Origin of the sequence: Citrobacter sp. Cpo045 (genome assembly GCF_030332875.1) — a bacterium.
Taxonomy (GTDB): Bacteria; Pseudomonadota; Gammaproteobacteria; order Enterobacterales; family Enterobacteriaceae; genus Citrobacter; species Citrobacter portucalensis.
This window is the reverse complement of the sequence record NZ_JAOWGZ010000091.1, coordinates 1-22,411: the sequence shown is the minus strand read 5'-3', so window position 1 is coordinate 22,411 and position 22,411 is coordinate 1. Positions and strand designations below refer to the sequence as shown.

Genomic DNA, 22,411 nt, shown 5'->3' with positions numbered 1-22,411 from the left:
TTTAGGCGATCTTGCATGGGATCGCCTGGCCACGCAAAGAACTGCACCTTCGGGTGCAAATGGGATGGTAAGGAGTTAATTGTGAAAAAGTGGTTATTAGCTGCAGGTCTCGGTTTAGCGATGGCAACGTCCGCACAGGCTGCTGACAAAATTGCAATCGTCAATATGGGTAGCCTGTTCCAACAGGTTGCACAGAAGACGGGTGTTTCTGCTACGCTGGAAAACGAGTTCAAAGGCCGTGCCAGCGAACTGCAGCGTATGGAATCCGATCTGCAATCTAAAATGCAGCGTCTGCAATCAATGAAAGCAGGTAGCGATCGTACCAAGCTGGAAAAAGACGTCATGGCTCAGCGCCAGACTTTCTCTCAGAAAGCTCAGGCTTTCGAGCAGGATCGTGCACGTCGTTCCAACGAAGAACGTGGCAAACTGGTTACTCGTATCCAGACAGCTGTGAAATCTGTTGCCAGCAGCCAGAGCATTGATCTGGTCGTTGACGCAAACACCGTTGCATACAACAGCAGCGATGTAAAAGACATCACCGCTGACGTACTGAAACAGGTTAAATAAGTAATGCCTTCAATTCGACTGGCTGATTTAGCAGAGCAGTTGGATGCAGAATTACACGGTGATGGCGATATCGTCATCACCGGCGTAGCGTCCATGCAATCTGCGCAAACTGGCAATATCACGTTCATGGTGAATCCTAAATACCGTGAACATTTAGGCGTATGCCAGGCGTCTGCCGTTGTGATGACGCAGGACGATCTTCCTTTTGCTAAGAGTGCGGCGCTGGTAGTGAAGAATCCCTACCTGACCTATGCACGTATGGCGCAAATTTTAGATACCACGCCTCAGCCTGCACAGAACATTGCACCCAGTGCAGTGATCGATGCAACGGCGAAGCTGGGTAATAATGTCTCTGTGGGCGCAAATGCGGTCATTGAGTCTGGCGTAGAACTGGGCGATAACGTGGTTATCGGTGCAGGTTGCTTCGTCGGAAAAAATACCAAAATCGGTGCAGGTTCACGCTTGTGGGCGAATGTGACGATTTACCACGACATCCAGATCGGTGAAAATTGCCTGATCCAGTCCAGCACTGTCGTTGGATCTGATGGATTTGGTTACGCGAACGATCGTGGTAACTGGGTGAAGATCCCCCAGCTTGGTCGCGTGATTATCGGCGATCGCGTCGAGATCGGCGCTTGTACCACCATTGACCGTGGTGCTCTGGACGATACTGTGATCGGTAATGGTGTTATCATTGATAACCAGTGCCAGATTGCGCATAACGTTGTGATTGGCGACAATACGGCGGTAGCCGGTGGCGTCATTATGGCGGGTAGCCTGAAGATTGGCCGTTATTGCATGATTGGCGGTGCCAGCGTGATCAATGGGCATATGGAAATATGCGACAAAGTTACGGTAACTGGCATGGGTATGGTGATGCGTCCTATCACTGAACCTGGCGTCTACTCCTCAGGCATTCCGCTACAACCCAACAAGGTATGGCGTAAAACAGCTGCACTGGTGATGAATATTGATGATATGAGCAAGCGCCTCAAAGCGATTGAGCGCAAGGTTAATCAACAAGACTAAAGCACCGTTTTTGCATGTCTGACTTTTCGGCCTGTCCCATTCATACGATTGCGACAGGCCGTGTTATTATTGCCTTTTAGTATATTTTGACAGGAAGAGTATTTTGACTACTAACACTCATACTCTGCATATTGAAGAGATTTTAGAACTTCTGCCGCACCGTTTTCCGTTTCTGCTGGTTGACCGCGTGCTGGATTTTGAAGAAGGTCGTTTTCTGCGCGCAGTGAAAAATGTATCCGTTAACGAGCCTTTCTTTCAGGGCCACTTCCCGGGTAAACCTATTTTCCCTGGCGTATTGATTCTGGAAGCGATGGCACAGGCTACCGGTATCCTCGCGTTTAAAAGCGTAGGAAAACTGGAACCAGGCGAACTGTATTATTTCGCTGGTATTGATGAAGCACGCTTTAAGCGTCCTGTAGTGCCTGGCGATCAGATGATCATGGAAGTGACTTTCGAGAAAACGCGCCGTGGCCTGACCCGTTTTAAAGGGGTTGCGCTGGTCGACGGTAAAGTTGTGTGCGAAGCAACGATGATGTGTGCCCGTAGCCGGGAGGCCTGATACGTGATTGATAAATCCGCCTTTATTCACCCGACCGCCATTGTAGAAGAGGGCGCCAGCATTGGTGCCAATGCTCACATTGGCCCATTTTGTATTGTTGGACCCCATGTTGAAATTGGTGAGGGTACCGTACTGAAGTCTCACGTTGTCGTGAATGGCCATACAAAAATTGGTCGCGATAACGAGATCTATCAGTTTGCCTCCATCGGTGAAGTTAACCAGGATCTTAAATATGCTGGTGAACCGACCCGTGTGGAAATTGGCGATCGCAACCGCATCCGCGAAAGCGTCACCATTCATCGTGGCACAGTGCAGGGCGGTGGAGTGACGAAGGTGGGCAGCGATAACTTACTGATGATTAATGCGCACGTCGCGCATGATTGTACGGTAGGCAACCGCTGTATTCTGGCGAATAACGCCACGCTTGCCGGACATGTTTCGCTTGATGATTTTGTTATCATCGGCGGCATGACTGCGGTGCATCAGTTCTGCATCATCGGTGCACATGTGATGGTTGGCGGCTGTTCTGGTGTAGCCCAGGACGTGCCTCCGTACGTTATCGCCCAGGGCAACCACGCGACGCCGTTTGGCGTCAATATCGAAGGTCTGAAGCGTCGTGGATTCACCCGCGAAGCGATTACCGCGATTCGTAACGCCTACAAAGCGTTGTACCGTAGCGGTAAAACGCTGGAAGAAGTGAAACCAGAAATCGCGGAACTGGCGAAACAGTACCCCGAAGTTCAGGCTTTCAGCGACTTCTTTGAGCGCTCAACGCGTGGCCTGATTCGTTAATGACTGAACAGCGTCCTTTAACGATTGCCCTCGTCGCCGGAGAAACCTCCGGCGATATTCTTGGTGCAGGGTTAATCCGTGCACTCAAGGCTCGCGTTCCCAATGCGCGTTTTGTTGGCGTGGCGGGTCCGCTGATGCAGGCCGAAGGTTGTGAAGCCTGGTACGAAATGGAAGAGCTGGCGGTCATGGGCATTGTTGAAGTGCTCGGACGCCTGCGCCGTTTACTGCATATTCGTGCCGACCTCACTCGCCGATTCACCGACTTAAAGCCGGATGTTTTCGTCGGCATTGATGCGCCTGATTTCAATATTACCCTCGAAGGGAACTTGAAAAAACAGGGCATTAAAACCATTCATTATGTCAGTCCGTCCGTCTGGGCGTGGCGACAGAAACGCGTTTTCAAAATAGGCAGATCCACCAACATGGTGCTGGCCTTTCTGCCTTTCGAAAAAGCGTTTTATGACAAATTTAACGTCCCGTGCCGCTTTATCGGTCATACCATGGCGGATGCCATGCCGTTGGACCCGGATAAAAATGCGGCACGTGATGTTCTGGGCATTCCTCATGACGCTCACTGCCTGGCGCTACTGCCAGGAAGCCGCGGTGCAGAAGTGGAGATGCTCAGCGCCGATTTTCTGAAAACGGCGCAGCTATTACGCCAGCATTATCCGGATCTCGAAGTGGTGGTGCCGTTGGTGAATGCCAAACGTCGCGAGCAGTTTGAACGCATTAAAGCGGAAGTTGCACCGGAGCTTTCTGTACATCTGCTCAATGGGATGGGACGTGAAGCAATGGTGGCCAGCGATGCCGCACTGCTGGCTTCAGGTACCGCCGCGCTGGAGTGTATGCTGGCAAAATGCCCGATGGTGGTTGGCTACCGTATGAAACCCTTCACCTTTTGGCTGGCGAAGCGCCTGGTGAAAACGGATTACGTTTCGCTACCTAACCTGCTGGCGGGAAGAGAGCTGGTTAAAGAGCTGTTGCAGGAAGAGTGTGAACCGCAGGCGCTGTCGCAAGCGCTGTTGCCATTGCTGGCAAATGGTAAAACCAGCCATGCGATGCACGACACATTCCGTGAACTGCACCAGCAGATCCGTTGCAATGCTGATGAGCAGGCGGCGGATGCGGTCCTGGAGTTAGCGCAATGATTGAATTTGTGTATCCGCATACGCATTTAGTGGCGGGTGTGGATGAAGTCGGGCGCGGCCCTTTGGTTGGCGCAGTCGTCACTGCTGCCGTCATTCTGGATCCGGCTCGCCCTATTATCGGTCTTAACGATTCAAAAAAACTGTCAGAAAAACGTCGCCTGGCGCTGTTTGATGAAATTAAAGAAAAAGCGTTAAGCTGGAGCCTTGGTCGGGCGGAACCGCATGAAATCGACGAGCTGAACATTTTGCATGCCACCATGCTGGCCATGCAGCGTGCTGTTGCGAGTCTACATATTGCGCCCGAATACGTGCTGATTGACGGCAATCGTTGCCCGGCATTACCGGTACCGTCGATGGCGGTGGTCAAAGGTGATAGCCGCGTGGCGGAGATTAGCGCCGCATCGATTCTGGCAAAAGTGACCCGTGACGCGGAAATGGCGGCGCTGGATACGGTTTTTCCACAGTATGGTTTTGCACAGCACAAAGGCTATCCAACCGCATTTCATCTGGAAAAATTGGCACTGCATGGTGCGACTGAGCACCATCGCCGCAGCTTTGGCCCCGTCAAACGCGCACTGGGACTCTCGTCCTGATTCTTGTGTCGAAGGAATCTGAAGATGTCTGAACCACGTTTCGTCCACCTACGGGTGCACAGCGACTACTCCATGATCGATGGGCTGGCGAAAACCGGGCCGCTGGTGAAAAAGGCGGCCGCGTTAGGCATGCCTGCGCTGGCGATCACCGATTTTACCAACCTGTGTGGTCTGGTGAAGTTTTACGGAGCGGGCCACGGCGCGGGTATTAAGCCGATAGTTGGCGCAGATTTTCATGTCCGCAGTGAGCTGTTGGGCGATGAACTCACGCAGCTCACCGTGCTGGCCGCAAATAATACCGGCTATCAGAACCTGACGTTGTTGATTTCGAAAGCCTATCAGCGCGGCTATGGCGCAGAAGGACCGGTTATCGACCGGGACTGGTTGGTTGAGCTAAAAGAAGGTTTGATTTTGCTCTCCGGCGGTCGCATGGGCGATGTCGGACGCAGCCTGCTGCGCGGCAATAGCGCACTGGTTGACGAGTGCGTGGCGTTTTACGAAGAACATTTTCCCAATTGCTATTTCCTCGAACTGATTCGCACCGGCAGGCAAGATGAAGAAAATTATCTGCACGCAGCTGTAGCGCTAGCCGAAACGCGTGGTCTACCGGTGGTGGCGACTAACGATGTCCGCTTCCTGGAAACCGGAGATTTCGATGCGCATGAAATCCGCGTAGCGATCCACGACGGGTTCACCCTTGATGACCCGAAACGCCCGCGTAATTATTCGCCGCAGCAGTACATGCGCAGCGAAGATGAGATGTGCGAGCTGTTCTCCGATATTCCGGAAGCACTGCAAAACACCGTCGAGATAGCCAAACGCTGCAACGTGACGGTGCGTCTGGGCGAATACTTCCTGCCGCAGTTCCCGACCGGCGATATGACCACCGAGGATTTCCTCGTGGCGAAATCACGCGAAGGGCTGGAAGAACGTCTCGAATTTTTGTTCCCTGACCCTGAAGTTCGTGCGCAGAAGCGCCCGCCTTACGATGAACGTCTGGAAGTTGAACTTAAAGTTATCAACCAGATGGGATTCCCTGGCTACTTCCTGATCGTTATGGAATTTATCCAGTGGTCGAAAGATAACGGCGTACCGGTAGGCCCGGGACGTGGTTCCGGCGCTGGCTCACTTGTTGCCTATGCGCTGAAAATTACCGATCTCGATCCGCTGGAATTTGACCTGCTGTTCGAACGTTTCCTTAACCCGGAACGTGTCTCAATGCCCGACTTCGACGTTGACTTCTGTATGGAGAAACGCGACCAGGTTATCGAGCACGTGGCGGAAATGTACGGTCGTGATGCGGTTTCGCAGATTATTACCTTTGGTACGATGGCTGCAAAAGCGGTTATCCGCGACGTGGGCCGCGTGCTGGGGCATCCGTACGGTTTCGTTGACCGTATTTCGAAACTGGTGCCGCCCGACCCGGGCATGACGCTGGCAAAAGCCTTTGAAGCCGAACCCCAACTGCCGGAAATCTATGAGGCAGATGAAGAGGTTAAAGCGCTGATCGATATGGCGCGTAAGCTGGAAGGCGTCACGCGTAATGCCGGTAAGCACGCCGGTGGTGTGGTTATCGCACCGACAAAAATTACTGATTTTGCGCCTCTGTACTGCGATGAGCAGGGGCTGCACCCGGTTACTCAGTTTGATAAGAACGACGTGGAATATGCCGGTCTTGTGAAGTTCGACTTCCTCGGCCTGCGTACGCTCACCATCATCAACTGGGCGCTGGAAATGATCAACGCGCGCCGTGAAAAGAACGGTGAGCCACCGCTGGATATTGCGGCTATCCCGCTGGATGACAAGAAAAGCTTCGATATGCTGCAACGCTCGGAGACCACGGCGGTCTTCCAGCTTGAATCCCGCGGTATGAAAGACCTGATCAAACGTCTGCAGCCTGACTGCTTCGAAGACATGATCGCACTGGTGGCTCTGTTCCGCCCAGGTCCGCTACAGTCGGGGATGGTAGATAACTTTATCGACCGTAAGCATGGTCGCGAAGAGATTTCCTACCCGGACGTACAATGGCAGCATGAGTGTCTGAAACCGGTACTGGAGCCGACCTACGGCATTATCCTGTATCAGGAACAGGTTATGCAGATTGCCCAGGAGTTGTCCGGGTACACCCTTGGCGGCGCGGATATGCTGCGTCGTGCGATGGGTAAGAAAAAGCCGGAAGAGATGGCTAAGCAGCGCGGCACCTTTGAAGAAGGGGCGAAAAAGCGCGGCGTAGACGGCGAACTGGCGATGAAAATCTTTGACCTGGTGGAGAAATTCGCCGGTTACGGATTTAACAAATCGCACTCCGCAGCCTATGCGCTCGTCTCTTACCAGACGCTGTGGCTGAAGGCGCATTATCCTGCTGAGTTTATGGCGGCGGTAATGACCGCCGATATGGATAACACTGAGAAAGTGGTCGGGCTGGTAGATGAATGCTGGCGTATGGGGCTCAAAATCCTGCCGCCGGATATCAACTCCGGGCTTTACCATTTTCACGTGAATGATGATGGCGAGATTGTTTATGGCATCGGCGCGATAAAAGGCGTGGGTGAAGGACCAATTGAAGCTATTATTGAGGCGCGTAACGAAGGCGGTTACTTCCGTGAGCTGTTTGATCTCTGTGCGCGCACGGATATCAAAAAACTTAACCGCCGGGTGCTGGAAAAGCTAATTATGTCTGGGGCGTTTGATCGCCTTGGTCCGCATCGCGCGGCGTTGATGAATTCGCTCAACGATGCGCTAAAAGCCGCCGATCAGCATGCAAAAGCCGAAGCCATCGGTCAGGCCGATATGTTTGGCGTACTGGCAGAAGAACCGGAGCAAATTGAACAATCCTATGCCAGTTGCCAACCGTGGCCGGAGCAGGTGGTATTAGATGGTGAGCGTGAAACGTTGGGGCTTTACCTGACGGGACACCCCATCAACCAGTATTTAAAAGAAATTGAGCGCTATGTCGGAGGCTACAGGCTGAAAGACATGCATCCGACAGAACGTGGTAAAGTCACCACGGCTGCGGGGCTCGTCATTGCTGCGCGGGTAATGGTCACCAAGCGCGGCAATCGTATCGGCATCTGTACACTGGATGACCGTTCCGGACGTCTGGAAGTTATGTTGTTTACCGATGCTCTGGATAAATACCAGCAATTGCTGGAAAAAGACCGCATACTTATCGTCAGCGGACAGGTCAGCTTTGATGACTTCAGCGGCGGGCTTAAAATGATGGCCCGTGAAGTCATGGATATTGACGAAGCCCGGGAAAAATATGCTCGCGGGCTTGCTATCTCGCTGACGGACAGGCAAATTGATGACCAGCTTTTAAACCGACTCCGTCAGTCTCTGGAACCCCACCGCTCGGGGACAATTCCAGTACATCTCTACTATCAGAGGGCGGATGCACGTGCGCGGTTGCGTTTTGGCGCGACGTGGCGTGTCTCTCCGAGCGATCGTTTGCTAAACGATCTCCGTGGCCTTATTGGTTCGGAGCAGGTGGAACTGGAGTTTGACTAATACAGGAATACTATGAGTCTGAATTTCCTTGATTTTGAACAGCCGATTGCAGAGCTGGAAGCAAAAATCGATTCTTTGACTGCGGTTAGCCGTCAGGATGAGAAACTGGATATTAACATCGATGAAGAAGTGCATCGCCTGCGTGAAAAAAGCGTAGAACTGACGCGTAAAATCTTCGCCGATCTTGGCGCATGGCAGGTAGCCCAACTGGCGCGCCATCCACAGCGTCCGTACACCCTGGATTATGTCCGCCTGGCGTTTGATGAATTTGATGAGCTGGCGGGCGATCGTGCCTATGCGGATGATAAAGCTATTGTCGGCGGTATCGCGCGTCTGGATGGCCGTCCGGTGATGATCATTGGTCATCAGAAAGGCCGTGAGACCAAAGAAAAGATTCGCCGTAATTTCGGCATGCCAGCGCCGGAAGGCTATCGCAAAGCGCTGCGTCTGATGGAAATGGCCGAGCGTTTCAACATGCCGATCATTACCTTTATCGACACCCCAGGGGCTTACCCGGGCGTGGGCGCGGAAGAGCGTGGTCAGTCAGAAGCGATCGCACGCAACCTGCGTGAAATGTCGCGTCTGAGCGTACCGGTAATCTGCACCGTTATCGGTGAAGGTGGTTCCGGTGGCGCGCTGGCGATCGGTGTAGGCGATAAAGTGAATATGCTGCAATACAGCACCTATTCCGTTATCTCCCCGGAAGGTTGTGCTTCCATTCTGTGGAAAAGCGCCGACAAAGCACCGCTGGCCGCAGAAGCGATGGGAATTGTTGCCCCGCGTCTGAAAGAGCTGAAGCTTATCGACTCTATCATTCCGGAACCGTTAGGCGGCGCACACCGCAATCCGGAAGTGATGGCTGCGTCCCTGAAAGCACAGTTGCTGGCCGATCTCGCCGATCTTGACGTGTTAAGCAAAGACGATCTGAAAAACCGTCGTTACCAGCGTCTGATGAGCTACGGTTACGCGTAAACTGCATTAATTCCGAAAAGGGCCACAACGTTGTGGCCCTTTTTTTTACCTGTGGTTTGGCCAGGCTATGATTAACTAAGGTTTTTCCAGGAGGAACGCATGAATATCATTGCCATCATGGGACCGCATGGCGTCTTTTATAAAGATGAGCCCATCAAGGAACTTGAACGTGCGCTGCAACAGCAGGGATTTCAGATTATCTGGCCGCAGAATAGCGTTGACCTGCTGAAGTTTATCGAACACAACCCGCGAATTTGCGGCGTCATTTTTGACTGGGATGAATATAGCCTGGAGCTGTGTAGTGACATCAATCAGCTCAACGAGTATCTCCCGCTCTACGCCTTTATTAATACCCATTCGACGATGGATGTCAGTGCGCACGACCTGCGCATGGCGCTGTGGTTTTTTGAGTATGCGCTGGGTCAGTCTGAAGACATTGCCACCCGCATTCGCCAGTACACCAGCGAATACCTCGATAACATCACGCCTCCGTTCACCAAGGCGCTGTTTACCTATGTGAAGGAAGGAAAGTATACCTTCTGTACGCCCGGGCACATGGCGGGTACGGCGTACCAGAAAAGCCCGGTCGGCTGCCTGTTCTATGATTTCTTTGGCGGCAATACGCTGAAAGCCGACGTGTCCATTTCCGTAACCGAACTGGGTTCATTGCTTGATCATACCGGACCACACCTCGAAGCGGAGGAGTACATCGCGCGTACTTTTGGTGCCGAACAGAGCTATATGGTGACCAACGGCACCTCGACATCGAACAAGATTGTCGGCATGTATGCTGCGCCTGCAGGCAGTACGTTACTGATTGACCGCAACTGCCATAAGTCGCTGGCGCATTTGCTGATGATGAGCGATGTGGTGCCAATCTGGCTGAAGCCTACGCGTAACGCGTTGGGGATCCTCGGCGGTATACCCCGTCGGGAATTTACCCGTGCAAGTATTGAACGCAAGGTAGAAGAGACGACTCAGGCGCAATGGCCGGTACACGCGGTGATCACCAACTCCACCTATGACGGGCTGCTTTATAACACCAACTGGATCAAGCAAACCCTGGATGTGTCCTCCATCCATTTTGATTCAGCCTGGGTGCCGTATACCCATTTTCATCCGATCTATCAGGGGAAAAGCGGGATGAGCGGCGAACGGGTACCGGGAAAGGTGATATTTGAAACCCAGTCCACCCACAAGATGCTGGCGGCGTTGTCACAGGCTTCGCTGATCCACATTAAGGGTGACTATGATGAAGACACGTTCAACGAAGCCTTTATGATGCACACCTCCACGTCTCCGAGCTATCCGATTGTGGCGTCGATAGAAACGGCGGCGGCAATGCTGCGTGGCAATTCCGGCAAGCGGTTAATCAATCGTTCGGTGGAACGGGCGTTGCATTTCCGTAAAGAAGTGCAGCGTCTGCGCGAAGAGTCGGATGGCTGGTTCTTTGATATCTGGCAGCCGGAAAAGGTCGATGAAGCAGAATGTTGGCCGGTAGCGCCAGGTGAAGACTGGCACGGATTTGTTGATGCTGATGCCGACCACATGTTCCTCGACCCTGTGAAGGTCACGATTCTGACGCCGGGAATGGATGAACAGGGAAATATGAGCGAAGAGGGGATCCCCGCGGCGCTGGTGGCGAAATTCCTTGATGAACGCGGCGTCGTCGTCGAAAAAACGGGACCGTATAACCTGTTATTCCTGTTCAGTATTGGCATAGATAAAACCCGGGCGATGGGGCTGCTACGTGGCTTGACGGAATTTAAGCGCTCGTACGATCTGAATTTACGCGTGAAAAATATGCTGCCGGATCTGTATGCTGAAGATCCCGATTTCTATCGCAATATGCGTATTCAGGATCTGGCACAGGGGATCCATAAGCTGATCCGCCAGCACGATCTCTCCGGACTGATGCTGCGGGCATTTGATACTTTGCCGGAAATGAAAATGACACCGCACCAGGCCTGGCAGCGGCAGATCAAAGGTGAGGTGGAAACTGTGGCGCTTGATCAACTGGTAGGACGCGTGTCCGCCAATATGATCCTGCCTTATCCTCCAGGCGTGCCGCTCTTGATGCCCGGGGAAATGATCACAGCCAAAAGCCGGGCTGTCCTCGATTTTCTTCTGATGCTGTGTTCAGTGGGGCAGCGCTACCCGGGATTTGAAACCGATATCCATGGCGCTAAACTGGGCGAGGATGGCGTGTATCGCGTGAGAGTCTTAAAAATGGCATAACGACTTGCCTGACCCTAAGACGTACGAGTAACGTGCTGACAGAAAAATGAAAGAGGCGATGACGCTATGCTGGGATTAAAACAGGTTCACCATATTGCCATTATTGCGACGGACTACGCGGCGAGTAAGGCATTTTACTGCGATGTGCTTGGCTTTACACTGATGAGCGAAGCCTATCGAGAAGAGAGAGACTCGTGGAAAGGCGATCTGGCATTGAACGGCCAGTATGTGATTGAGCTTTTTTCTTTCCCGTTTCCACCTTGCCGTCCGAGCCGACCGGAAGCCTGCGGTTTGCGTCATCTGGCGTTCAGCGTGGAGGATGTGGAAAAGTCGATCGCGCATCTGGAAGCACACCACGTGAAGTGTGAATCCATACGTATCGATCCATTTACCGGTAAACGCTTTACGTTTTTCAACGATCCGGACGGATTGCCCCTCGAACTGTACGAGCTGTAAGGCTTGTCATTGTGGCGTTAGCCCGGTAACGTGCCGGGCAATGCCATTGTAAGTAACCATCATGACGACACTCACGCTGAACACTTCACTGCTGAATTCTCAATCGATTTTGGTCGCCTTTAGCGGCGGGCTGGACTCAACCGTACTCCTGCATCAGCTGGTGCAGTGGCGAGCGCAGCATCCTGAGGTCGCTTTACGCGCAATCCATATTCATCACGGATTAAGCCCACATGCAGACAGTTGGGTGCAGCACTGTGAGTCAGTATGTATGCAGTGGCAGGTGCCGCTGGTGGTTGAGCGGGTACACCTTGAGGATGATGGTCTGGGCATCGAAGCTCAGGCACGACGCGCGCGCTATCAGGCATTTGCGCAGACCTTACTACCGGGCGAGGTGCTAATGACTGCCCAGCATCTCGATGACCAGTGTGAAACCTTTCTGCTGGCGCTTAAGCGCGGCAGCGGCCCTGCCGGACTTTCCGCCATGGGCGAAAACTCACCGTTCGCCGGAACCCAGCTGATTCGACCGCTGCTGGCGCAAACGCGTGAGGTGCTTGAAACATGGGCGCGGCAGCATGAATTATGCTGGATTGAAGATGAAAGCAATCAGGATGATACCTACGATCGCAATTTCCTCAGATTGCGCGTTACCCCATTGCTGCAACAGCGCTGGCCGCACTTCGCGCAAGCCGTAGCCCGCAGCGCCGCGCTGTGTGCTGAGCAGGAGAGTTTACTGGATGAACTGCTGGCCAGCGATTTAGCCGATTGCATCACAGCCCACGGCACACTGCTACTGGTACCGTTAATGATGATGAGCGACGTGCGTCGTGCCGCGCTGCTTCGTCGCTGGCTGGCGGGGTTAAATGCGCCGATGCCTTCTCGTGATGGACTGGATCGTATCTGGCAGGAAGTGGCGCTGGCGCGGGAAGATGCCTCACCCTGTTTTCGCCTCGGGGAGTACGAGGTCCGTCGTTATCAGTCACAGCTGTGGTGGGTGAAGTCAGTCGATGGGCAAAGCGAAACCGTTATCCCATGGTTAGAGTGGAAAACACCGTTGGCGCTGCCTGCCGGATTGGGTTCGGTTCAGTTAATTTCTGCGGGTGAATTGCGCATGCCGCAAGCGGATGAAGCTGTCAGCATTCGTTTCAAAGCACCAGGGTTATTGCATATTGTCGGGCGTAACGGTGGACGGAAATTAAAGAAAATCTGGCAGGAGCAGGGGATTCCACCCTGGCGACGAGATACCACACCGATGCTGTTTTACGGCGAAACGTTGATTGCGGCTGCGGGTGTTTTCGTGACGCGTGAGGGAGCGGCGGAAGATGAAGAAGGCGTGAGTCTGGTTTGGCGTGGAAAGTAGGCCGGATAAGGTGCTTTGCACCGTCATCCGGCACCAAAATAATCAGGATTCGCTGACCACCACGGTACCGATCTGCGGGTGGCTGAAGCTGGCAATTTTGTCGAGGCGAAGCTCCCGGGTTTCACCTGCGACATCTGCGACCAGATACTCCACGTTTTTGCGTGAAACCAGGTCGTTCGCTTTCGCCTGCAAAACTTCGCCATCTTTTAACGCCAGCGTCAGTAACAAATGGTGCTGGCAGGCGAGTTCAAGATTGTCGTAATCATCGCAGTTGATGGGTTGATACGTTTCATTCATTGACATAATCGCTCACCAGTAAGTTCGCGGCAGCATAGGCCGCTTTTTCCCTGACCGACTCTGGAAGGGCGCTGTCTGCCGCCACTTCATTAAGCACCTTCAATACGCAACCCAGCGCATCCGGGATATACCCTAAGTCTCCGCTGGCGATTTCCGCGTACCGCTTGCGTATTAACTCACAATATTTTTCCACATGCCCTCCTGTCAGCACTCTGACTTAACCGTGGATGCAAGTCTAAGCCTACGAAGATAAACTCTGTTTAGCAAGGTGACTATACCATACTCATTCAAGCAATATCAGCGCCTTGATAGATGAGCAGTTAGCAGCCTTTTGCCGCAGTTTTCGCTACAATGTGCGCCTGATTCGAAAGGAGTTCTCCCATGGCGCTTAAAGCGACAATTTATAAAGCCGTCGTCAACGTAGCGGATCTTGACCGCAACCAGTTTCTTGACGCGGCCTTGACGCTGGCGCGTCACCCCTCTGAAACCCAGGAGCGCATGATGCTGCGCCTGCTGGCCTGGATTAAATATGCCGATGAACGGCTGCAGTTCACGCGTGGCCTGAGTGCGGAAGACGAGCCTGAAGCATGGCTGCGTAACGACCATCTGGGCATCGATCTTTGGATTGAGCTGGGTCTGCCGGATGAGCGCCGTATCAAGAAAGCCTGTACCCAGTCTGGTGAGGTTGCTCTGTTTGCCTACAACAGCCGTGCGGCTCAGATCTGGTGGCAGCAAAACCAGAACAAATGTGCGCAGTTTAAAAATCTCACCGTGTGGTATCTGGATGATGAACAGCTGGCGCAACTGAGTGATTTTGCTGGTCGTACAATGGCGCTGCAGGCGACTATTCAGGACGGCGCTATTTGGCTGTCCGACTCTCAGAACAATCTGGAAATTCATCTGACCGCGTGGCAGCCGCGTTCATGATTGTTCTCTCCCGAAACGTCTCTATCCCTGATAATGAGCTGGAAATCACGGCGATTCGGGCACAAGGCGCGGGTGGTCAGCACGTTAACAAGACCTCGACGGCTATCCATTTGCGCTTTGACATTCGGGCCTCGAGCCTGCCAGAGTATTACAAGGAACGCCTGCTGGCCGCCAGCCATCATCTGATTAGCGGCGATGGCATTATTATCATTAAGGCGCAGGAATACCGTAGCCAGGAGCTCAATCGGGAAGCGGCAATCTCCCGACTGGTGGCGGTGATAAAAGAATTAACCGCGGTGCAAAAAAGCCGACAGGCAACTCGCCCTACGCGCGCCTCGAAAGAGCGCAGGTTGTCATCGAAGGCGCAAAAATCCACAGTGAAAGCACTGCGCGGGAGAGTTCGTCGAACGCAAGACTGACGAGCGGGAATAAAAATTAATAAGGAATTGATAGTGAAAACAGCAATATTGTCCGTGGTCGCTGCATGCACGCTTTTTTCCTTGATCGGCTGTAATAACCGTACTGAAGTTGAAGTACTACAGCCGACGCGGGCGGCAGAATTAAAACCGATGCAGCAAAGCTGGCGTGGCATCTTACCTTGCGCGGACTGCGAAGGGATTGAAACCTCTCTGTTTCTGGAAAAAGACGGCACATGGGTGATGAACGAACGCTATCAGGGCGTGCGGGATGAACCGTCTTCGTTTGCCTCTTATGGCACATGGGCGCGTACAGCCGACAAACTGGTGCTGACCGACAGTAAAGGTGAAAAATCGTACTACCGGGCTAAAGGCGAGGCGCTGGAAATGCTCGATCGTGAAGGTAACCCGATTGAGTCACAGTTTAACTACACGCTCCAGCCGGTTTCCGCCAGCTTACCGGTGACGCCAATGCCGATGCGAGGCATGTATTTCTACATGGCTGACGCGGCAATCTTTACCGACTGCGCAACGGGTAAACGGATGCCGGTGGCGAATAACGCTCAGCTTGAACGCGACTATTTAGCCGCTCGTGCGGAAAACGGACAGTCCGTACTGCTGACGCTTGAGGCGCATTTCACGCTGGAGTCAAACCCGGATACAGGTGAGAAAGTGAAAACGTTGATGGCGGATAAAGACGCGAAATTTATCCCTGGTAAAGCGTGTAATTAATCGATAGAAAAAAGGCCCTGATTATCAGGGCCTTTTTGTTGGTATTAGCCTTTAATGGCTTTGACCAGGAAGTCGACGATGTCGCCGGTTTTAATCAGCTCTTTCTCGCCGTTACGACGGTATTTGTATTCGATATCGTCGTTGTCGAGGTTACGGTCGCCCAGCACGATGGTGTGTGGGATACCGATCAGTTCCATATCGGCAAACATCACGCCCGGACGCTCTTTACGATCGTCCATCAGCACTTCGATACCCTGCGCGCGCAGCTCAGCGTACAGCTTTTCAGCCAACTCCTGCACACGGTAGGATTTGTGCATGTTCATCGGCAGAATGGCGACCTGGAACGGGGCAATGGCATCTGGCCATACGATGCCACGATCGTCAAAGTTCTGTTCAATAGCAGCAGCGACTACGCGAGTGACCCCGATACCGTAGCAGCCCATAGTCAGCGTCTGGTTACGGCCATCTTCGCCCTGAACGGCGGCTTTCATCGCTTCAGAGTACTTGGTACCCAACTGGAAGATGTGGCCGACTTCGATACCGCGTTTGATCATCAGCGTACCTTTGCCGTCCGGGCTAGGGTCGCCGGCGACTACGTTACGGATGTCAGCAACTTCCGGGGTGGCCACGTCGCGATCCCAGTTGATACCGAAATAGTGTTTACCGTCGATGTTGGCACCGGCAGCGAAATCGCTCATTACTGCAACGGTACGGTCGATAACCACCGGAATTGGCATATTCACCGGACCGAGCGAGCCAGGACCTGCTTTTACCAGCGCACGAATTTCTTCTTCGGTGGCAAAGGTCAGCGGGCTGGCAACCTGCGGCAGTTTTTCCGCTTTGACTTCGTTCAGCTCGTGATCGCCACGAACCAGCAGGGCGACCAGCGGGTAGCTGCTGCCTTCAACCGCTTTCACCAGCAGGGTTTTCACGGTTTTTTCGATAGGCAGGTTGAACTGCTCAACCAGTTCGGCGATGGTTTTAGCGTTCGGCGTATCTACCAGCGTCATTTCCTGGGTTGCTGCCCCGCGCGGCTCTTTCGGCGCAACGGCTTCGGCAAATTCGATGTTCGCCGCATAGTCAGAGGAGTCGGAGAAGATCACATCGTCTTCGCCGCTCTGCGCCAGCACCTGGAATTCGTGAGAGGCGCTGCCGCCGATAGAACCGGTATCCGCTTGTACTGCACGGAAATCCAGCCCCATACGGCTGAAGATTTTGCTATACGCAGCGTACATCGCGTCGTAGGTTTCCTGCAGGGATTCCTGAGAGGTGTGGAAAGAGTATGCATCTTTCATCAGGAATTCGCGGGAGCGCATCACGCCGAAGCGTGGACGGACTTCGTCACGGAATTTGGTCTGAATCTGATAGAAGTTCAGCGGCAGCTGTTTGTAAGAGCTCAGCTCGTTACGGATCAGGTCGGTGATCACTTCTTCATGCGTTGGGCCGAGGACGAACGAACGATCGCCACGGTCAGCAATTCGCAGCAGTTCCGGGCCGTATTGTTCCCAACGGCCGCTCTCTTCCCACAGTTCAGAAGGCTGAACGACCGGCATCAACACCTCGATCGCACCGGCGTTGTTCATCTCTTCACGCACGATGTTTTCGACTTTTTTCAGGACGCGCACGCCGGTCGGCAGCCAGGTATATAACCCGGAGGCCAGCTTGCGGATCATCCCGGCGCGCAGCATCAGCTGGTGGCTGATGACTTCGGCGTCGGCAGGTGTCTCCTTCAGAGTGGAGAGCAGATATTGGCTAGTACGCATGTTGTTACGGTTCCAGTTGAACGATCGAACAGGCTCAAAACGAGCCTGGCACAAAACAAAAGTGGTTTAGTTTACCAGCGAGAAAGGGATGTCAAAAGAGTACGCGACGCAAATTAGCGGGCTTCCAGAGCAAAGACCTCAAATCCTGACGGCGTGACGCGCCAGCGGACGTTAAAGTCCAGCAGCCAGACGGCGTAGGTTTTGCCTTCTTCCTCGTTTTTACGGTAGGCAGGACGCGGATCCTGCGCCAGCACTTCGGCAATAAACTGACGAAGATGTGGGTAACGTTGTTCGAGCTTCGGTAGCTGCTCCGCGAGATCTTCACTGAACGTCACGTCTACGCTGGCCTGGGGGGCATCCTGAGCATAGCTGGCGCGAGCATCGGGTAACGATTCGGCAAACGGCAGATACGGTTTTATATCTACGACTGGCGTGCCATCAACAAGATCCAGCCCACCGAGTTCGAGGATCACGTGCTCTTTATGGCAGCGGATGCCCCGTAGCTCAACCAACGACATGCCAACAGGGTTAGGACGAAACGTTGAACGCGTGGCAAAGACACCCATTCTGGCGTTGCCGCCAAGACGGGGAGGGCGCACGGTCGGACGCCATCCACCTTCCATTGTCTGGTGAAAAACAAAAATCACCCACAAATGACTGAAGGCTTCCAGGCCGCGAACGGCATCGGCCTGGTTATAAGGTGCGAGCAAATGCAGTTCACCGCTGGCGCTTTTCACCAGACCGGGCTGGCGTGGAACGGCGAACTTTTCTTTATAAGGTGAGCGGATAACGCCTATTTGCTCGAACTGAAAATGGCTCATTTCGCCGAAATGTTCAGTGCAGAACCGATGCAAACCGCCTGACGATAGCAACCCGGCGTTCCGCTGGTCACTTCGCAACTGTGCAGCAATACCGCATTAGCTTTCATTTTTGATGCGTTAATCTGCATGCGTTTGCGTGCGGTTGGAATGCTCGGAGGGGAATCCTGGTTTGAAGCCTGGCAGGATTCACCGCTAACTTCGCCAAGATCGCGGAACGGTTTGCCTACTAAATCTTCAGCGTTAGTAATGATTCTTACCGGCGTAGCGCGCGGTGCTTTCGGTTTTTCCGGCTCCGCTTTCGGCGGGGTTGCGGTGCTTTGAACGGGTTCAACAGGGGATCTGCTTAACATAGAACAGCCGCTCAGCAAGAGTGCTACTAAACAGATCGGTAAAGCACGCATAATATTTCCTCAATGAATGATCTAAACGTCAGATATTGAATCAGGTGCTTGCATAAATGACAAGACGGGCAAGCGCCCGTCCTGATGATATTACAGATTCTGTAAACAGCCTAAAATTACCAGCCCTTAACAGCACCGCCGTTGAAGACTTTGTTTGCTGCTTCGTACACTTCGTCAGACTGGTATGCTTCAACGAATTTCTTCACGTTCTCAGCATCTTTATTGTCTTCACGAGTTACAATCAGGTTTACGTACGGGGAATCTTTATCTTCAACAAAGATACCGTCTTTTGCCGGAGTCAGGCCGATCTGGCTGGCGTAGGTGGTGTTGATGACCGCCAGTGCGATTTGTGCATCGTCCAGGGAACGCGGCAGCTGCGGTGCTTCCAGTTCAACCAGCTTCAGGTTTTTCGGGTTTTCAATCACGTCCAGCGCGGTTGGCAGCAGGCCAACACCGTCTTTCAGTTTGATTAAGCCCACTTTTTGCAGCAGCAGCAAGGAACGGCCAAGGTTAGTCGGGTCGTTTGGAATCGCAACCTGGGAACCGTCCTGCAGCTCATCCAGTGATTTGATTTTTTTGGAGTAGCCCGCAATCGGGTAAACAAAAGTATTGCCTACAGCAACCAGCTTGTAACCACGATCTTTGATCTGCTGGTCCAGGTATGGTTTGTGCTGGAAGGCGTTAGCATCGATATCGCCTTTGCTCAGCGCTTCGTTAGGCAGAACGTAATCGTTAAACGTGACCAGCTCAACGTCCAGACCGTATTTTTCTTTTGCCACTTTCTGCGCGACTTCTGCAACCTGCTGCTCTGCGCCAACAATAACGCCCACTTTGATGTGATTAGGATCTTTTTCATCCTGACCGCAACCCACAAGTGCCAGAGAACCGATCAGGGCTCCAACTGCCGCAAAGGTTTTGAATTTGAACGCCATGCTTATTTCCTTTTCTTAATGAGTTTTTAGTGTTGTGTGCAACGTTATTTGTGCGTGACAGCCCGGACGATGCGATCGCCGGATAACTGAATTAAATAAACCAGAACGACGAGCAATACCAGTACTGTATTCATTACGGTAGCGTTGTAACCAATATAGCCGTACTGATAGCCAATCTGTCCAAGACCACCGGCACCGACGGCACCGCCCATCGCGGAGTAACCAACCAGCGTGATAAGGGTGATGGTGGCCGCATTGACCAGTCCTGGCAGCGCTTCTGGCAGTAATACCTTACGTACAATTTGCAGCGGCGTGGCGCCCATCGCACGAGAGGCTTCTATCAGCCCGGTCGGGATTTCGAGCAGCGCGTTTTCCACCATACGGGCGATAAACGGCGCGGCACCGACGGTCAGCGGAACGATAGCTGCCTGCAGTCCGATAGAGGTGCCTACGATCATGCGGGTGAACGGAATCATCCACACCAGTAAGATGATGAACGGGATGGAACGGAAAATGTTCACCAGCGCAGAGAGCGTACGGTAGAGCTTCGCGTTCTCAATAATTTGCCCCGGACGCGTTACGTACAGCAACACGCCGACCGGCAGACCAATCACAAAGCCAAAAAAACCGGACACAAAGGTCATTGCCAGCGTTTCCCATACGCCGCGAACCAGCAGCCACATCATCGGCTCAGACATAACCCAGTACCTCTACTTTTACATGGTGTTCCTGCAACCAGCTAATGGCTGCTTGTGTATCTTCCTGTGTGCCGTGCATTTCAGTCAGCATGATGCCGAACTTCACGCCGCCGGCGTAATCCATCTGCGCGCTAATAATGTTGTTATTCACATTAAAGCGACGGGCCGTCTCAGAAAGTAGCGGTGCATCGACCGAATGACCGGTGAATTCCATACGCAGCATCGGCACGCTGTCGGCTTCCGGCTCCGCTTTTAAACGTTCCAGATAATCTTCCGGAATATCCAGGTGCAGCGTGGACTGGATAAATTTCTGTGCCAGCGGCGTTTTCGGGTGTGAGAACACTTCACTAACGGTGTCTTGCTCAATCAGTTCACCATTACTGATGACCGCCACGCAGTCACAAATACGTTTTACAACGTCCATCTCGTGAGTAATCAGCAGAATGGTGAGTCCCAGACGACGATTAATATCTTTCAATAATTCCAGAATCGAGCGTGTCGTTGCCGGATCGAGTGCGCTGGTGGCTTCATCGCACAGCAACACTTTGGGATTACTTGCCAGCGCACGGGCGATCGCCACACGCTGTTTTTGTCCACCGGAAAGGTTGGCCGGGTAGCTATCGTGCTTGTCTCCAAGACCAACCAAATCCAACAGTTCTGTTACGCGGCGTTTGATCTCTTCTTTTGGCGTGTTATCCAGTTCCAGCGGTAGTGCGACGTTACCGAACACCGTACGGGAAGAGAGCAGGTTAAAGTGCTGAAAAATCATGCCGATTTGACGGCGAGCTTTAGTCAACTCCGACTCAGAAAGCGTGGTCAGCTCCTGACCGCCAACCTGAACGCTGCCTTCGGTAGGGCGTTCGAGTAGGTTAACGCAGCGGATGAGCGTACTTTTACCGGCGCCGGAGGCGCCAATAACGCCATAAATCTGCCCGGCAGGAACATGCAGGCTGACATTATTTAGCGCCTGAATGGTGCGAGTCCCCTGCTGGAACACTTTGGTGATATTCGAAAGTTTAATCATTGGTTATTTATTATCGTAATTAAGTTAGCCGTGGCATTTTCGTCTGTCAGGTACGGTCGAAGCCGTCAACAAGATGGATGTTAAGGCATCCAGACGTCTAAATCAATCGGGCTTTGCACGATGAGCACTTTCTTGCCCGCTGAAACATGCGATACTAGAGTCACATGCCTTATTCAGGAGCTATAAAAGGTGGCAAAGTCTGTACCCGCAATTTTTCTCGACCGTGACGGTACCATTAATGTGGACCACGGTTATGTACATGAGATCGACGAGTTTGAGTTTATCGACGGCGTTATTGATGCCATGCGTGAACTTAAAAAGATGGGTTACGCGCTTATTATCGTGACGAACCAGTCTGGTATCGCGCGTGGTAAATTTACTGAGGCGCAGTTTGAAACGTTGACCGAATGGATGGACTGGTCGCTGGCCGATCGCGACGTTGAGCTGGATGGTATCTACTACTGCCCGCATCACCCGCAGGGTACTGTAGAAGAGTATCGTCAGGTCTGCGACTGCCGTAAACCGCATCCTGGCATGTTTATCTCCGCCCGAGACTTCTTGCACATCGATATGGCCGCTTCTTATATGGTTGGCGACAAAATTGAAGATATGCAGGCGGCGACAGCTGCGAATGTTGGCACGAAGGTATTGGTGCGCACAGGCAAACCCGTCACGCCGGAAGCAGAAAATGCGGCAGATTTGGTCATAAATAGTCTGGCAGACCTGCCAATGGCGATCAAAAAGCAGCAAAAGTAAGCGTTGTGGATAAAAGGTGAGCGGTTGAAACAAAAATGCATTTTTCCGCTTGTCTTCCTGAGTCGACTCCCTATAATGCGCCTCCATCGACACGGCGGATGTGAATCACTTCACACAAACAGCCGGTTCGGTTGAAGAGAAAAACCTGAAAATGAGGGTTGACTCTGAAAGAGGAAAGCGTAATATACGCCACCTCGCGACAGAGCGCCAAAGCGCGTCGCAACTGCTCTTTAACAATTTATCAGACAATCTGTGTGGGCACTCGAAGATACGGATTCTTAACGTCGCAAGACGAAAAATGAATACCAAGTCTCAACGAGTGAACACGTAATTCATTACGAAGTTTAATTCATTGAGCATCAAACTTTTAAATTGAAGAGTTTGATCATGGCTCAGATTGAACGCTGGCGGCAGGCCTAACACATG

At 52.7% G+C, this 22,411-nt stretch carries 23 protein-coding genes; 15 read left to right on the top strand and 8 right to left on the bottom strand.

The annotated features are described in order from the left end of the window. Nucleotides 1-81 precede the first annotated feature (81 nt). The 11 genes from skp (at nucleotide 82) to tilS (ending at nucleotide 13,218) form a co-directional block, all read left to right on the top strand. On the top strand, nucleotides 82-567 hold the full coding sequence (skp, locus tag OGY13_RS08925) for a molecular chaperone Skp (protein ID WP_003018533.1): 486 nt from the start codon (nucleotides 82-84) through the stop codon (nucleotides 565-567). A 3-nt stretch (nucleotides 568-570) separates the two neighbouring features. Next, the gene (lpxD, locus tag OGY13_RS08920) at nucleotides 571-1,596 is read left to right on the top strand and encodes a UDP-3-O-(3-hydroxymyristoyl)glucosamine N-acyltransferase (RefSeq protein ID WP_003018531.1); all 1,026 of its coding nucleotides are present in this window, start codon (nucleotides 571-573) and stop codon (nucleotides 1,594-1,596) included. A gap of 103 nt (nucleotides 1,597-1,699) precedes the next feature. Continuing rightward, nucleotides 1,700-2,155 (top strand): 3-hydroxyacyl-ACP dehydratase FabZ, encoded by a 456-nt coding sequence (gene fabZ / locus OGY13_RS08915; RefSeq protein WP_003018528.1) that lies wholly within the window; start codon nucleotides 1,700-1,702, stop codon nucleotides 2,153-2,155. A gap of 3 nt (nucleotides 2,156-2,158) precedes the next feature. Next, nucleotides 2,159-2,947: an acyl-ACP--UDP-N-acetylglucosamine O-acyltransferase gene (gene lpxA, locus OGY13_RS08910; protein WP_003018525.1), complete on the top strand. Its 789-nt coding sequence runs from the start codon at nucleotides 2,159-2,161 to the stop codon at nucleotides 2,945-2,947. Continuing rightward, a complete protein-coding gene (lpxB, locus tag OGY13_RS08905; RefSeq protein ID WP_003829168.1) occupies nucleotides 2,947-4,095 on the top strand; it encodes a lipid-A-disaccharide synthase in 1,149 nt (382 codons plus the stop codon). The genes lpxA and lpxB overlap by 1 nt, the downstream gene beginning before the upstream one ends. Beyond that, a complete protein-coding gene (rnhB, locus tag OGY13_RS08900) occupies nucleotides 4,092-4,688 on the top strand; it encodes a ribonuclease HII (protein ID WP_048214887.1) in 597 nt (198 codons plus the stop codon). Before lpxB ends, rnhB begins: the two co-directional genes overlap by 4 nt. A 24-nt stretch (nucleotides 4,689-4,712) precedes the next feature. Further along, complete coding sequence (gene dnaE / locus OGY13_RS08895; RefSeq protein WP_008786271.1) at nucleotides 4,713-8,195, top strand: DNA polymerase III subunit alpha; 3,483 nt, start codon at nucleotides 4,713-4,715, stop codon at nucleotides 8,193-8,195. 12 nt (nucleotides 8,196-8,207) lie between these two features. Then, nucleotides 8,208-9,167: an acetyl-CoA carboxylase carboxyl transferase subunit alpha gene (accA, locus tag OGY13_RS08890; RefSeq protein WP_003829164.1), complete on the top strand. Its 960-nt coding sequence runs from the start codon at nucleotides 8,208-8,210 to the stop codon at nucleotides 9,165-9,167. Nucleotides 9,168-9,266: 99 nt separating this feature from the next. Further along, nucleotides 9,267-11,405, top strand: a complete 2,139-nt coding sequence (gene ldcC / locus OGY13_RS08885) for a lysine decarboxylase LdcC (RefSeq protein ID WP_048236098.1) — start codon at nucleotides 9,267-9,269, stop codon at nucleotides 11,403-11,405. A gap of 66 nt (nucleotides 11,406-11,471) precedes the next feature. Next, entirely contained in the window at nucleotides 11,472-11,861 is a 390-nt protein-coding gene (locus OGY13_RS08880) for a VOC family protein (protein ID WP_003829160.1), read from the top strand. A 61-nt stretch (nucleotides 11,862-11,922) separates the two neighbouring features. Continuing rightward, nucleotides 11,923-13,218: a tRNA lysidine(34) synthetase TilS gene (gene tilS / locus OGY13_RS08875; protein WP_213752868.1), complete on the top strand. Its 1,296-nt coding sequence runs from the start codon at nucleotides 11,923-11,925 to the stop codon at nucleotides 13,216-13,218. Nucleotides 13,219-13,260: 42 nt separating this feature from the next. Here tilS and rof read toward each other — a convergent pair whose 3' ends face one another. Both rof and OGY13_RS08865 read right to left on the bottom strand, forming a co-directional pair. After that, nucleotides 13,261-13,521, bottom strand: coding sequence for a Rho-binding antiterminator (gene rof, locus OGY13_RS08870; RefSeq protein WP_003018503.1), 261 nt, complete (start codon nucleotides 13,519-13,521; stop codon nucleotides 13,261-13,263). Further along, nucleotides 13,508-13,708: a YaeP family protein gene (locus OGY13_RS08865; RefSeq protein WP_003018499.1), complete on the bottom strand. Its 201-nt coding sequence runs from the start codon at nucleotides 13,706-13,708 to the stop codon at nucleotides 13,508-13,510. Before OGY13_RS08865 ends, rof begins: the two co-directional genes overlap by 14 nt. A 188-nt stretch (nucleotides 13,709-13,896) precedes the next feature. Here OGY13_RS08865 and OGY13_RS08860 point away from each other — a divergent pair, with 188 nt between their 5' ends. Genes OGY13_RS08860 through nlpE form a run of 3 tightly spaced genes read left to right on the top strand, consistent with a single transcriptional unit; the run spans nucleotide 13,897 to nucleotide 15,590 of the window. After that, nucleotides 13,897-14,442, top strand: a complete 546-nt coding sequence (locus OGY13_RS08860) for a YaeQ family protein (protein ID WP_003018497.1) — start codon at nucleotides 13,897-13,899, stop codon at nucleotides 14,440-14,442. Beyond that, nucleotides 14,439-14,861: an alternative ribosome rescue aminoacyl-tRNA hydrolase ArfB gene (arfB, locus tag OGY13_RS08855; RefSeq protein ID WP_032942412.1), complete on the top strand. Its 423-nt coding sequence runs from the start codon at nucleotides 14,439-14,441 to the stop codon at nucleotides 14,859-14,861. The genes OGY13_RS08860 and arfB overlap by 4 nt, the downstream gene beginning before the upstream one ends. Nucleotides 14,862-14,891: 30 nt before the next feature. Further along, entirely contained in the window at nucleotides 14,892-15,590 is a 699-nt protein-coding gene (gene nlpE, locus OGY13_RS08850) for an envelope stress response activation lipoprotein NlpE (RefSeq protein WP_085951559.1), read from the top strand. Between the two features lie 44 nt (nucleotides 15,591-15,634). Here nlpE and proS read toward each other — a convergent pair whose 3' ends face one another. The 6 genes from proS to metN form a co-directional block, all read right to left on the bottom strand. Further along, nucleotides 15,635-17,353, bottom strand: coding sequence for a proline--tRNA ligase (proS, locus tag OGY13_RS08845; RefSeq protein ID WP_057067120.1), 1,719 nt, complete (start codon nucleotides 17,351-17,353; stop codon nucleotides 15,635-15,637). A 113-nt stretch (nucleotides 17,354-17,466) separates the two neighbouring features. Further along, entirely contained in the window at nucleotides 17,467-18,174 is a 708-nt protein-coding gene (gene tsaA, locus OGY13_RS08840) for a tRNA (N6-threonylcarbamoyladenosine(37)-N6)-methyltransferase TrmO (protein ID WP_003829147.1), read from the bottom strand. Beyond that, nucleotides 18,171-18,575, bottom strand: coding sequence for an envelope stress sensor lipoprotein RcsF (gene rcsF / locus OGY13_RS08835; protein ID WP_003018477.1), 405 nt, complete (start codon nucleotides 18,573-18,575; stop codon nucleotides 18,171-18,173). The genes tsaA and rcsF overlap by 4 nt, the downstream gene beginning before the upstream one ends. A gap of 116 nt (nucleotides 18,576-18,691) precedes the next feature. Continuing rightward, a complete protein-coding gene (metQ, locus tag OGY13_RS08830) occupies nucleotides 18,692-19,507 on the bottom strand; it encodes a methionine ABC transporter substrate-binding lipoprotein MetQ (RefSeq protein WP_003829145.1) in 816 nt (271 codons plus the stop codon). A 44-nt stretch (nucleotides 19,508-19,551) separates the two neighbouring features. Next, complete coding sequence (locus OGY13_RS08825) at nucleotides 19,552-20,205, bottom strand: methionine ABC transporter permease MetI (RefSeq protein ID WP_003018471.1); 654 nt, start codon at nucleotides 20,203-20,205, stop codon at nucleotides 19,552-19,554. Then, complete coding sequence (metN, locus tag OGY13_RS08820) at nucleotides 20,198-21,229, bottom strand: methionine ABC transporter ATP-binding protein MetN (RefSeq protein WP_003829140.1); 1,032 nt, start codon at nucleotides 21,227-21,229, stop codon at nucleotides 20,198-20,200. The genes OGY13_RS08825 and metN overlap by 8 nt, the downstream gene beginning before the upstream one ends. A gap of 189 nt (nucleotides 21,230-21,418) precedes the next feature. Here metN and gmhB point away from each other — a divergent pair, with 189 nt between their 5' ends. Then, nucleotides 21,419-21,985 carry a D-glycero-beta-D-manno-heptose 1,7-bisphosphate 7-phosphatase gene (gmhB, locus tag OGY13_RS08815; protein ID WP_008786280.1) on the top strand — a complete coding sequence of 189 codons (567 nt, stop codon included), beginning with the start codon at nucleotides 21,419-21,421 and terminating at the stop codon, nucleotides 21,983-21,985. Nucleotides 21,986-22,411 lie beyond the last annotated feature (426 nt).